The sequence below is a fragment of the Arcticibacter sp. genome (assembly GCF_045629565.1).
Taxonomy (GTDB): domain Bacteria; phylum Bacteroidota; class Bacteroidia; order Sphingobacteriales; family Sphingobacteriaceae; genus Arcticibacter.
In genome coordinates this window covers 69,016-81,848 of the sequence record NZ_JAZQRL010000033.1, presented here as the reverse complement: position 1 = coordinate 81,848, position 12,833 = coordinate 69,016, and the positions used below count along the sequence as shown (strand labels likewise).

Below are 12,833 nucleotides of genomic sequence, written 5' to 3'. Positions count from 1 at the left end.
TTACAACACTTTCCCGTATTTAATGTTACTTTTAGTTGTTGCATGGCTATAGTGAATGATGACAGAGATCAAAGACAATTTTGACAGAACTTTTAAAACGCTGCGGGTAAGTTTGCTGAATACCTGCAACCTCGCCTGCGTCTATTGCTGCTTCGGAAACGAGGACAGCAAGGAAAATTACCGGAGTTCAAAAGGCCAGATGCTAACAGCCGATGAATTATTGAAACTGATCGCAAAGTTACATGAGCGGCTTGATTTAGATGTTGTCAGACTTACGGGCGGTGAGCCTCTGTTGTACAAACAGCTGCCAGAGCTCGTCAGCGGGATACGTGCTATCGGGATCAATGACGTGAAACTGACTACAAACGGCTTGCTTCTCGAAAACATAGCTCCGGCGCTAAAAGCTGCTGGAATTTCGTCCATCAACGTATCACTAGACGCTATTGAGCCGGAGGTCTATCATCTGATGAGTCGCCGGCATGACCTTAGCCGGACATTGAAAGGCATTGAAGCAGCACACCGACTGGGAATAGAGGTCAAAATCAACTCCGTGGTTATGAAGGGGCTGAACGACAGCCAGATCCTGCCCTTGCTGGCCTATGCATTTCAGAGAAAGATGAAGATCAGATTCCTGGAGATCATGGCTATGGGTCACCTGCACGGTAGCGCCGATAAGCACTTTTTTTCTCAGGAGGAAATCCTTAGTAGAATTGACACCCATTACCCAGCCTCCCCTCTTCCTCGAAAAAGTTCTTCAACCTCGAATTACTGGCAGACTGCAGACGGGAATGTGTTTGGTATCGTTGCCAATGAAAGTGAACCGTTCTGTTCGGACTGCAACAGGTTGCGTCTCGACGCTTACGGAAATATCTACGGCTGCCTGAGCAGCAACAGCCCCATCAGCATTCTTGAAACTGATCCTCAACGGTTAGACGACAGTTTGAGAGAGGCACTTGCTCAAAAACAATCAATCAAATTTACGGGAAGCACGCTTAGCATGCTTCACATAGGGGGATAATAACACATGAAAATAGAAGTCTTTGCCGCCTTAAAAAATTATTTCAGTAAGGAATTTGAAATTGCAGACCAGCTGGAAACGGTTGCTGATCTGAGGCAACACCTTAAGAACATCAATCCATCATCTTCGCAGCTCATCAATATGTGTCGTTTCGTAGTGCGTGAGGATTTGGTTACTGACACACACCGCCTGCTGGACCATGATCATGTAGTTGTGTTACCACCAAGCAGCGGAGGTTAAGATGATCTATATAACTGAAAAACCATTGGACTTGCCGGGAATACTGGCCGAGTCTCATCATCCTGCCGCCGGGGCGGTAGTGTTGTTCAGCGGCGAGGTGCGTGATAACAACGTCGGGAAGAAAGTAGATTATATAGAATATGAATCCTATGTTCCAATGGCGTCCAAAATGATTGACCAGATCCTAAACGATGCCCGCGAACGCTGGAACCTCCATATTGCCGTTGCCCAGCACCGCATAGGTAAAGTAAAAGTTTCCGAATCGGCGGTACTTGTAATTACCGCGTCTGCCCACCGGAGCGAGGCTTATGCCAGCAACCGATATATCATCGACCGTATCAAGCATGAAGTTCCGATCTGGAAATGTGAGTATTTTGAAGACGGCACGGGAGTATGGGGCGGCAACTGTAACTGCCACACCGAAACAGGAGATCTGAACAAACATATATACGAATCAGAGAACGGATGATGCTTGGTGTAGTATTATGCGGAGGGGAAAGCAAGCGAATGGGAAGCGATAAGGGTTTGCTTTCTGCGGGTGCTGAACTCTGGGCAGAACGCGCTGCTTTGAAGCTATCCAAGCTGGGCATTCCGGTCGTACTATCCGTTAATGCGCAGCAGCTTGAACCCTATGGCCGGGTTTTCTCCGCTCATCAGCTGATTGTAGATGCTGTGGAGATAAGTGGACCTCTCAGAGGCTTGCTCAGCGTCCACAAGGCTCATCCGCAGCATGACCTCCAGGTTCTTGCCTGCGACATGGTTGATATGGACATCACTACCTTAGCTACATTGAAACAGACATACGCGACGGAGACAGCGTTTTTTGACTATTATGTTTACCAAAAGGACCAGTTTATAGAGCCGCTTTGTGCGATCTATCCTGCGCGGACACTTCAGTCTCTACTTACCATGCTGATTTTGGGAACACTTCCGTCCTATTCCCTGCAGCAGCTCATCACCGGATCAAACCGCCTGAGCATTCCGGTAAAGAACAGAGAAAAATTTGCGAACTACAACTCGAATAATCCATTCGCCTGAGGATTGAAGGCAACTTCTATTTTTATAGAAAAACCAACTATATTTGACATCAAATTTTTACACTTATTTTAATGGCAAAGGCATCTGAAGTAAAAACAGGAAATATCTTACGTTACAACGGCGAACTGGTAACGGTTGAAGAACATGTACACCGTACACCAGGAAAAGGCGGTGCCTTTTATCTCGGAAAATTCCGTAATATCAAAACAGGAAAAATTGTAGAAGCACGTTTAGGTACCGACGAGCAGGTTGAGATCTGCCGTGTTGAGACCAACGATTACCAATATTTATATGACGAAGGCGATTACTTTGTTGTAATGGACAATGTAAGCTTTGAACAGTTCAATATCCCCAAAGCATTATTTGGCCCTTCCGCGAGATTTTTGAAGGAAGGCATGAATGTGGTCGTTTCGTTTGAAAGCGAAGAACCTATCATGGCGCAGGCTCCTAACTTTGTAGAGCTCGAAATTACGTATGCAGAGCCTGCTGTTAAAGGAGACACATCTTCTGGAGCCCAGAAGTATGCCACTACAGAGAACGGAGTTGAAGTGAAAGTTCCTCTGTTCGTCAATCAGGGTGACAAGATCAAAGTTGATACCCGCACAGGCGACTATGTGGAACGGGTAAAATAGTTCAATTCGAAATAAAGATCCAAAGCGGCTTAAGTAAATTAAGTCGCTTTTTTTATGATCTCTTGTATGTGTTCTGTTTTTTTTAAGTACTCCGCCCGTCGTATCAGGCTTTTTTAAAGAACCTGTAATTTCTTTTGACAAGCTGCGACTAACTGTTCAAAAATCAATTCTATGAAAGATGAATTTATCGTCATGATAAACGTACATCGGGGAATTCTTTACAAGATCTCCAATTTGTACTGCGATGATGAAGAGGATAGAAAAGATCTGTTCCAGGAAATGGTGCTGCAGCTCTGGAAATCGTATCCGGGATACAGGGCCGAATCATCAAAGTCCACCTGGATGTACCGCATAGCTTTGAACACCTCAATCACGCGTTTACGAAAGGAGAAAAAGGAGATTAGCCGGCGCAGCCTTATTGACGCAGATTTCGAGATTCCGGATTTCAGCACAGGCTCCGATCAGCACGGAGAGCTCGCTTTACTGAGGCATGCCATCGACCAGCTCAATGAGATTGAAAAAGCCGTTATCATGCTCTATCTGGAAGAAAAAAGCTATGAGGAGATCGCTGATATCATGGGCATCACAAAGAGTAACGTCGGCGTTAAGCTAAACAGGATAAAAATTAAATTGGAAAAGATCATAAAAAAAACACTGCCATGTTAGACGAACTAAAAACTGCCTGGAAAACCTACGACAAGAAGATTGAAAGCAGCCGTGTACTAAGCGAGCGGCTTATACTCAGCATGATCAGGGACAAATCACAATCGCGCCTTACGAAGGTAAGACGAAACTACCTGATGGGCGTTGGTTATATGCTTTTCTGGTTTATTCTCGGAATGATCCTGATCATTAGCAACCCCTTCGATTTCAAGCGAACCACTGAATACCTTCCTATAGCCGTCTACTGCCTTTGTGTGCTCGTGCTCGGAGCGGCCATGTTAAAAACCAGTCTTCAGTTAAGTAACGTTGAGATCGCGAATGCTAATCTCCAGGAAGCGCTGTCGGGCATCACTGAAATTCTTCGAAAATATAACAAGCCTGGGCAATTTCTGGGATGGACGTTAAAGATTTTATTGAGCACCGCAGTTCTGTTTCCACTATCTTTTTTAGAACGCAAGATTGAAAGGGAGGGACTGGCTAACGCAATGCTGGATACGCTATTGGCTATGAGCGTTGCGGGTGTTATGATCGTTATCGCTCACAAAGCAGGTGCTTTTCGGGAAAAGAACAGCACTAAATTTGATGAATACCAACGTGAACTACAGGAATTGAGCGCTTTATCGAAGGAATTAAGCGAAGAATAGCTATATTGAAATGATGCTTGGACCACTATCAAAATGAACAGACGTAAACGAATCCTCCCTGCCCTACTGCCTTTGTTGCTGTTGCTCTCACCTGTATTTCTATTTTCCCAGCATCTTAAACATGATGCCAAGCTGGAGAAAGGTCTGGCTGACCTGATAAGTACGTTCAGAGGATCTGCGGGGATATATGTCATGAATTTAAAGACCGGTAGTTACGCCTCCCTGAACGGCGACAGCATCTTCCCGACAGCCAGCATCGTCAAACTCCCGATTCTTGTCGGCCTGTTTGATCAGATCGAGCAGGGAAAGTTGAGTTATCATCAGCCAATGATTTACAGGGATTCGATAAAATACGGGGGATCAGGTATCATGCAGCATTTCAAGGACAGCTCGGCCACCGAAATCAGCGTCCTGGCACATCTGATGATGTCATATAGTGACAATACGACCTCTCTCTGGAATCAGCAACTTGCCGGAGGAGGAGAGCAGATCAACAAGCTGATGGAAAAATATGGCTTATCCAACACCCGGGTAAATTCAAGAACCAAGGGCCGGGAAGCGATCTGGAAAAAGTACGGTTGGGGACAAACCACGCCCCGCGAAATGGCTTCGCTTCTAGTTGAAATAAGAAACGGCAACATAGTGAGTAAGGCCGCAAGTGAGCGAATGTACCGGTTAATGACGAAAGGATATTACGACGAAGATGCCCTCGCTCAAATACCTCCCTACGTACAGGCAGCTGCCAAGAGCGGTGCTGTAGACGCATCGCGGTCTGAAGTAGTACTGGTCAACGCCCCTTCAGGTGAATACGTGTTTTATGTTGGAACGAAAGACAATACAGATCAAAGTTGGAACAGGGAGAATGAAGGACAAGCACTGATCCGCAAAGTTTCCGCTTATTTATGGAATTACTTTGAGCCCAACAGCAAGTGGAAACCTCCGGTAGGCAAAGCTTCTGATTAAGGAAAGAGCCTCAGCTGTCCGCTCTGTTGCTGCCTTTCAGACTTTGGATAGTCGGGTTCATTGAAGTTTGATATAGAGATTCCAAGTAAACGTACTTTTTCATCTTCGGATATCGCTGCCGCCAGAAGCTTGCTAGCGGTAGTAAAAATGGTATGTTGATCAGCGACTGGCGACGAAAGCGACTGACTTCTGGTAATCTGTCTGAAGTCGCTGTATTTGATCTTGAGCGTAACCGTACGCCCTTTCAGGTTCTTTCGTTCCAGCCTGGTATGAACGATCTCCGCAATCTTGATGAGTTCAGCGTCCATTTCTTCTAATGTTCTAAGATCGTGGGCAAAAGTATCTTCTGCTGCCAGCGATTTGGTTTCCCTGTGTGGCTGAACAACGCGATCGTCTTTCCCGCGAACAATGTGATAGTAGAAGCTGCCTGCTTTGCCGAAGTGACGGATAAGTTCTTGTTCGGAGAGCTTTTTTAGGTCTGCACCGGTATGAAGTCCGATACTCTTCATTTTAGCAGCGGTGACCCTGCCAACGCCATGAAACTTCTCCACCGGCAATTTTTCCATGAAAGCCTCTACAGATGAAGGGCCGATGAACTTCAGTCCGTCGGGCTTATTGATATCGGATGCAATCTTGGCCACAAACTTGTTAACTGACACGCCTGCTGATGCAGTGAGATGCAGTTCATCTTTGATGGCTTGCTTAATCTGTTGGGCGATCTCCAGCGCAGACCCCATGTTCAGCTTGTCGCTTGTAACGTCAAGATAGGCTTCGTCTAGAGAAAGGGGTTCGATCAGATCAGTATATCTCCTGAAAATGTCGCGGATTTTTCCTGATACCTCTTTGTAAACATCGAACCTTGGCCTTACAAAGATAGCATGTGGACAAAGCTGAAGCGCCTGCTTGCTCGACATCGCAGAGCGAACGCCGAACTTTCTGGCCTCGTAACTTGCCGTAGCAACAACGCCTCCCCTCCCCAAAGGGGAACCACCAACGATGAGGGCCTTTCCGCGCAGCTCCGGATTGTCCCTTTGCTCGACAGATGCGTAGAATGCATCCATATCAATATGGATGATCTTACGGAGGGTGGGAAGCGAGACGGACTGCATAGTGCAAAAATAACACAAACGACGGCCAGTGATAGATCTGAAGTTTATAAATACAGAAAGAAGTGGCATATATTATAAAAAAGATGTTACGTAAGCCGATATCTTGTCACAAACCTGCTTCAGGATTTTGTTCAAAATCGTATTAATATATCTTTGCGTCCAGAATGATCATCAAGTTATTTCACTTCTTGTCGCTTTTTGCGTACCTGAATATCATTGTTTATGAGGCCGGAGCGAATCCAGCCATCGATAAACAGTATATTTTTGCGGGCGATTCAATAATTGAGTTTCTTCTTGACGACGTTATGGATATTCCGATGAAAAGCCATGGAAACGATCTGGAAATTCCAAACGAAAAGTACAGGGTTTTCCAATCGATAAATTTTGTAGCGCCGTTGATCTTCTTTTTCAGCCTTATTTTCATCTTTAGCAGTATTTGCCGGACCATAAAGGTTGATCATCCCTTTTACCAGAACAAAAGTTTCTGCTTGCCTGGATATTACTCCTATCTATTCAGGTTAAAACCCTTTTAGTTGCAATAAACATTCCCTTAGCCGGCAAGGCACATCGTCCACACTAGTCATTAGTGAAGACTCCCTCATGCCATGACTAAGGAAAAGCTGTATCCATAACCAGCCCAGGCTAGCCACTCTCAACACATTTCAACTTTACTAACAGGACGTAAAACACGCCCTAAAAACTCTTAAGACATCATGAAGGTAAACGCTTTAGCTTATTGCGCCTCTTTTATTGCCCTTGCATTTGCATCCTGCACCTCGAAGAATGAGAATGCCTCAACCAGCAATGCTCCACGGAGTGTGCCAGTAGTGCATGTTAGTGCACTCGACACCATCATTTACAATGAATATGTTGCCGACATACAGGCCGTTAAGAATGTCGAAGTACGTTCAAGGCTCAGTGGATTTCTGGAAAAGATCTATGTGGAAGAAGGATCTCAGGTAAAAGCCGGTCAGGTCCTTTTTAAAATTAATGATGAAGAATATAAAGCAGACCTAAGCAAGGCAGAGGCTGTGCTGAATAACGCTATTGCCGATGCAAAGACTGTAGAACTCGAACAGCAGAGAACACGGACGCTTGTGAAAAACAACATAGTTTCCAGGACAGACCTCGAGCTGGCCGGTGCAAAACTGAAGGCAGCGCAGTCGCGGGTAGCAGAAGCCAGGTCGGTACTTCAATTTGCAAAGTCAAGGCTAGGCTATACGCTTGTAAGAGCGCCTTTCAGCGGCCGGATTGACCGTATTCCGCTTAAAGCCGGAAGCTTGCTTGAAGAAGGCGCGTTGCTAACGAGTGTATCCGATCTCAGTGCGGTAAATGTGTACTTCTCCATTTCTGAAAAAGAATATCTGGGTATTGCTGCCGATTCAGGCTATGCACGTAACGGCTTCAAAAAAGACGTTAAGCTGAGCCTTGCCAACGGACAAGTTTATCCCTATCCTGGAGAGGCGACATTTGCAGAGAGCGAATTTGCCAGCCAAACCGGTACGATATCCCTTAAGGCCAGATTCCCGAACCCCAAAGGACTGCTGAAACACGGCGCCTCAGGAAAGATCAGCGTTCCGGTAGAAACAGGCGAAATACTGGTTGTACATCAGAAGTCGGTGTTTGAGATACAGGACAGAACCTATGTCTATGTTTTAAGCTCAGGAAACAAGGTCAAGATGACACCTTTCCTTGCCGGACAGCGGGTGGGGCACTACTATACAGTGACCTCCGGGTTGACTAAAGACGACAAGGTTGTATTTGAAGGAACGCAGAGCCTGCGTGATGGTGTTCAGATTGAACCGAAGGCCATGGATGCTGATCAAGCGGGCCGTCTGGCTAAGAACTAATTCTCAAAACTGACAGGTTTATTGTGCGGGTGCCTCAGCCGCCCCGCCTAACTATGCATTATTATGTTTGAAAATTTCATAAAACGACCGGTATTATCACTGGTGATCTCTCTCTTTATCACGCTGTTGGGGCTATTGGCACTGTTCACATTGCCGATCACGCAGTTCCCTGATATCGTTCCACCTTCGGTGGTCGTCACAGCAAACTATACGGGTGCCAACGCCGAGGTGAGTACCAACGCAGTAGCCATTCCACTTGAGCGGGCAATCAATGGGGTTGCAGGAATGACATACATGAACTCCGTATCTACAAACAATGGTACTACGCTGATTCAGGTGTTCTTCAAGGTCGGTACGGACCCGGATATTGCAGCGGTAAACGTGCAGAACCGGGTAACGACAGTGCTCGATGAGCTGCCTGAAGAAGTAATCAAAGCCGGTGTGACTACTGAGAAGGAGGTAAACAGTATGCTGATGTACCTGAACGTCTACAGTGATGACGCATCAGCCGATGAGCGCTTCATTTATAACTTCACGGATATCAATATCCTGAAGGAGCTGAAACGAATAGAGGGTGTCGGATTCGCGCAGATCATGGGATTAAGGGATTACGCGATGCGAGTCTGGCTGAAGCCCGACCGGATGGCGGCCTACGAAATTTCCAGCGACGATGTTATTGCCGCACTTAGAAAGCAGAACGTCGAGGCCGCACCGGGGCAAACCGGGATCGGATCAGACAAATCTGTCAATATGCAGCAGTATGTCCTTCGGTATCCGGGTAAGTTCTCCAGTGCCGAAGAGTATAAGAACGTTCCGATAAGGGCAAATGCCGATGGATCAATTATACGTATTCAGGATATCGCAGACGTAGAGTTCGGGTCTCTGGACTACGAGATGGTATCCAAGACGGATGGAAGGCCTTCCGCCTCCATCATGCTGAAGCAGCTTCCGGGATCAAATGCCCAGGAGGTTATTGAAAATGTAAAGAACAAGATGGCCGAACTGAAGGACGGCTCCTTCCCTCCGGGGATGAAATATACGATGGGCTACGATGTGTCGCGGTTTCTTGATGCGTCCATTTCCAGCGTACTGATAACACTGCTCGAGGCATTTATCCTGGTATTTATTGTGGTGTTCCTGTTCCTGCAGGATTTCCGTTCGACCTTGGTGCCTGCACTAGCTGTACCGGTATGTCTGATCGGGGCGCTGTTTTTCATGCAAATGCTTGGCTTCTCCATCAACTTGCTTACGCTGTTTGCCCTGGTACTGGCTATTGGTATTGTGGTGGATAACGCCATAGTCGTCGTCGAAGCCGTCTACTCCAAGATGGAAGAAGAACATCTTCAACCTATGGAAGCTACTATCGCCGCGATGAAAGAAGTCGGTAAACCTGTTGTAGCCATTACACTCGTGATGTCGGCTGTGTTTATTCCGGTAGCCTTCCTTTCAGGCCCTGTCGGTATTTTCTACAGGCAGTTCTCGCTGACGCTGGCCTCCGCTATTATTATTTCAGGTATAAACGCTCTTACGCTGACTCCGGCGCTGTGTGCTATAATCTTGCGCTCACCTCATGATAAACCTGCCGCAAAAGGCTGGATGGCACGCTTCTTTACGAGGTTCAATACCAGTTATAACAGAATGTCGGGCGGCTACCATAGATTGCTGACCAGAATTGCAGGTCGAAGAACGCTGACATTTGGACTGCTGATCGCCTTCTTCGTTGCAACCTGGGGAATGAGCAGCATCTTGCCTTCCGGTTTCATCCCTACGGAAGACCAGGGAATGATCTATGTGAACGTGACAACTCCTCCAGGAGCAACGGTCGACCGGACAGAAACAGTATTGAATGAGATTGATGCAATAAGCAGGAAAATGACGTCTGTTGAAACGGTGTCTACCCTGGCCGGTTACAGTTTGGTAAACGAGGTGTCAGGAGCCTCGTACGGTATGGGTATGATCAACCTTGTGGGCTGGAGCGACAGGGAGCAATCTGTTAATGACGTAATTGCGGAGCTGCGTAAATCGACAGCACACATCATGGATGCGGAGATCGAGTTCTTCCCACCTCCTACCGTTCCCGGGTTTGGTAACTCTGCGGGGGTGGAAATGCGTCTGCTGGATAAAACCGGCAATGACGATCTCAATAAGACCTCCGAAGTGTTGAATAAGTTTATGGACGACCTGAGAGCAACACCGGAGGTGGGAAATGTTTTCAGTTCCTTCGACGTGAGCTTCCCTCAATACCTGCTGAAAGTAGATTACGATCTGGCTGCCAAGAAGGGCATTTCGGTCGAAAACGCCATGAACACCCTGCAGACGCTCATGGGAAGCTTCTACGCCACCAACTTTATCCGGTACGGACAGATGTATAAGGTAATGGTTCAGGCTGGACCTAATTACAGAGAAAAGCCGGAGGATGTACTGAAGCTGTTTATTAAGAATGATCAGGGGGAAATGCTTCCTTTCTCTTCATTTATTACCATGGAACGGGTTTACGGGCCGGAACAGATCACCCGTTATAATATGTTCTCCTCGGCGATGCTGAACGGCGATGCTGCCGAAGGATTCAGTAGCGGCCAGGTGATCGAGGCTGTAGAAAAAGTAGCAGAAACGTTGCCTCCCGGATATGAGATCGAATGGTCGGGTATGACGCGGGAGCAGATCCTTTCGGGTAATCAGGCTCTTTATATCTTCGCATTGTGTCTGTTGTTCGTTTATTTGATCCTGGCAGCTCAATATGAAAGTTTCCTTCTTCCATTGCCTGTACTATTGTGCCTGCCATCAGGGGTATTCGGGGCATTCCTGTTTCTGAGCCTGTTCGGGTTGGAAAACAACATTTACGCTCAGGTAGCGCTCGTCATGCTCATAGGACTTCTCGGAAAGAATGCGATCCTGATCGTGGAGTATGCCATCATCAAACAGCAGCGGGGCATGAGCTATCTGGAAGCAGCTATCGAAGGCTCTGTAGTTCGTCTCAGGCCTATCCTGATGACCTCATTCGCCTTCGCGGCAGGTCTGGTTCCGTTGATGATCGCTACGGGTGCCGGGGCACTCGGAAACCGCTCCATTGGTACGGCCGCAGTAGGAGGAATGGTGATTGGTACCATCGTCGGTGTGATCGTGATCCCGGGTCTCTATGTCCTTTTCTCCTCTTTCCAAAGAAAGAAAAAAGCGAAGAAGTCGCGTAAGACAGAGGTCGCAGCAATGATTGTTCTGGCGCTGTTTATCAGTGGCTGCTCTGCCAAGCGCGAGCTGCCCCAATACGAGCATCGGAATGTTCCGGCCACTTTCAACCAGAGCACCGATACTTTAACGGTGGCTAACAGGGAATGGAGATCATTCTTCAAGGATGAGCACCTGACTGTGCTGATTGACTCGGCTTTGGCAAACAACACGGATATGCAACAGGCGCTGCACAACATTGAAATGGCAAAGGCAACGCTGCGGATGAGAAAGTCAGCAAGCCTGCCGAATGTAGACCTTGCCGTAGAAGCCGGGCTGAGACGCTTCGGGTTCTACACCATGGATGGTATCGGTAACTATGATACCAACTTTTCGGAGAACTTAAAAGAGGATGAACGGCTGCCTGATCCATTGCCTGACTATTTTATCGGGATGCGGACCTCATGGGAAATTGATCTCTGGGGGAAGCTCAAGAACAGGAAGAAAGCAGCCTTGAACAGGTTTCTTGCCTCATACGAAGGACGAAAGCTGGTACAGACGGAGCTGATCAGTAACGTAGCCAGCACCTACTATGAGCTGCTTACGCTGAATGAGGGACTCGATATCCTTACAAAAAACATCAAGCTTCAGCAAAGAGGTCTTCAAATCATTGAAGTACAGAAAGAGGCAGGGGTGGCAACGGAATTAGGGGTGCAGCAATTTAAGGCCGTGCTGGCAAATTCAAGGGCTAAGGAGCAGGAAGTTCTTCAGCAAATCAGCCTGATGCAGAATCACCTGAACTTCCTGACCGGCAGGTTTGAAGCGCCCCTTAGCCTGAAGGAAGACGGGCTGGACCAATTCATCTCGCTGGAGGCCCTGAATAGTGGCACTCCTCTGCAAATGATCTCGCTGAGACCGGATATCCGCCAGGCAGGTCTTGAGCTGATCGCTTCTAATAAGGAAATTAAATCGGCCAGTGCCAGCTTCCTGCCTGCATTGGTTCTTGCCCCCTATATAGGCCTGCAGTCTTTTAGTCTGGATAAGTTCTTCGAGCTCGACAAGTCGATCGCTTACGGTTTACTTGGCGGCCTTACGGCTCCGGTTTTCAATCAGCACAAGATTCGTTCTGAATATAACACCTATAAAGCCGCCTATGGTATTGCCTTTCAGGATTACGAAAAGACCGTTCTGAAAGCATATAACGAGGTGCAGGACGCTCTCCAAACAAGGGAGTTCATTCACAAAAAACGAGGCTACATTTCTGATGAGGTGAAAGCGCTTACTGCTTCCGTGTCTGCGGCAAACGACCTGTTTCTTGCCGGAAGAGTGACTTATCTGGATATCATCACTGCACAAAGAGGAGTTCTGGACGCCGAGCTCAATGAGGTTGAAGCGAAAAAGCAACAAGCATTGAATCAGATTTCCTTATATAAAGCTCTCGGCGGAGGCTGGAAATAGATCATCTACCAACATGAAAGGGGGCTTCTGCAAGGAGGCTCCCTTTTTGTTTGATG

Annotated in this window: 12 protein-coding genes; 11 read left to right on the top strand and 1 reads right to left on the bottom strand. The window is 47.2% G+C overall.

The window, feature by feature from the left end:
• Positions 1 to 55 precede the first annotated feature (55 nt).
• From ACKI5J_RS04360 to ACKI5J_RS04325, 8 genes are all read left to right on the top strand, one after another.
• Entirely contained in the window at positions 56 to 1,018 is a 963-nt protein-coding gene (locus tag ACKI5J_RS04360; RefSeq protein WP_407426890.1) for a GTP 3',8-cyclase MoaA, read from the top strand.
• A gap of 6 nt (positions 1,019 to 1,024) precedes the next feature.
• Positions 1,025 to 1,258, top strand: a complete 234-nt coding sequence (locus tag ACKI5J_RS04355; protein WP_407426887.1) for a MoaD/ThiS family protein — start codon at positions 1,025 to 1,027, stop codon at positions 1,256 to 1,258.
• A gap of 1 nt (position 1,259) precedes the next feature.
• Positions 1,260 to 1,727, top strand: a complete 468-nt coding sequence (locus tag ACKI5J_RS04350) for a molybdenum cofactor biosynthesis protein MoaE (RefSeq protein ID WP_407426885.1) — start codon at positions 1,260 to 1,262, stop codon at positions 1,725 to 1,727.
• A complete protein-coding gene (locus tag ACKI5J_RS04345) occupies positions 1,724 to 2,296 on the top strand; it encodes a molybdenum cofactor guanylyltransferase (protein WP_407426883.1) in 573 nt (190 codons plus the stop codon). The genes ACKI5J_RS04350 and ACKI5J_RS04345 overlap by 4 nt, the downstream gene beginning before the upstream one ends.
• A gap of 71 nt (positions 2,297 to 2,367) precedes the next feature.
• On the top strand, positions 2,368 to 2,928 hold the full coding sequence (gene efp / locus ACKI5J_RS04340; RefSeq protein WP_407426881.1) for an elongation factor P: 561 nt from the start codon (positions 2,368 to 2,370) through the stop codon (positions 2,926 to 2,928).
• Between the two features lie 171 nt (positions 2,929 to 3,099).
• Entirely contained in the window at positions 3,100 to 3,594 is a 495-nt protein-coding gene (locus tag ACKI5J_RS04335) for an RNA polymerase sigma factor (protein ID WP_407426879.1), read from the top strand.
• Positions 3,588 to 4,235 (top strand): hypothetical protein, encoded by a 648-nt coding sequence (locus ACKI5J_RS04330; RefSeq protein ID WP_407426877.1) that lies wholly within the window; start codon positions 3,588 to 3,590, stop codon positions 4,233 to 4,235. The genes ACKI5J_RS04335 and ACKI5J_RS04330 overlap by 7 nt, the downstream gene beginning before the upstream one ends.
• Positions 4,236 to 4,268: 33 nt before the next feature.
• On the top strand, positions 4,269 to 5,198 hold the full coding sequence (locus tag ACKI5J_RS04325) for a serine hydrolase (RefSeq protein WP_407426875.1): 930 nt from the start codon (positions 4,269 to 4,271) through the stop codon (positions 5,196 to 5,198).
• Here ACKI5J_RS04325 and dinB read toward each other — a convergent pair.
• Positions 5,195 to 6,307, bottom strand: coding sequence for a DNA polymerase IV (gene dinB, locus ACKI5J_RS04320; RefSeq protein ID WP_407426873.1), 1,113 nt, complete (start codon positions 6,305 to 6,307; stop codon positions 5,195 to 5,197). The two genes, ACKI5J_RS04325 and dinB, sit on opposite strands and share 4 nt — an antisense overlap.
• Positions 6,308 to 6,471: 164 nt before the next feature.
• Between dinB and ACKI5J_RS04315 the strand changes: the two genes are divergently transcribed.
• From ACKI5J_RS04315 to ACKI5J_RS04305, 3 genes are all read left to right on the top strand, one after another.
• Complete coding sequence (locus ACKI5J_RS04315) at positions 6,472 to 6,840, top strand: hypothetical protein (RefSeq protein WP_407426871.1); 369 nt, start codon at positions 6,472 to 6,474, stop codon at positions 6,838 to 6,840.
• A gap of 180 nt (positions 6,841 to 7,020) precedes the next feature.
• Positions 7,021 to 8,157, top strand: a complete 1,137-nt coding sequence (locus tag ACKI5J_RS04310; protein ID WP_407426869.1) for an efflux RND transporter periplasmic adaptor subunit — start codon at positions 7,021 to 7,023, stop codon at positions 8,155 to 8,157.
• A gap of 63 nt (positions 8,158 to 8,220) precedes the next feature.
• The gene (locus ACKI5J_RS04305) at positions 8,221 to 12,777 is read left to right on the top strand and encodes an efflux RND transporter permease subunit (protein WP_407426867.1); all 4,557 of its coding nucleotides are present in this window, start codon (positions 8,221 to 8,223) and stop codon (positions 12,775 to 12,777) included.
• Positions 12,778 to 12,833 lie beyond the last annotated feature (56 nt).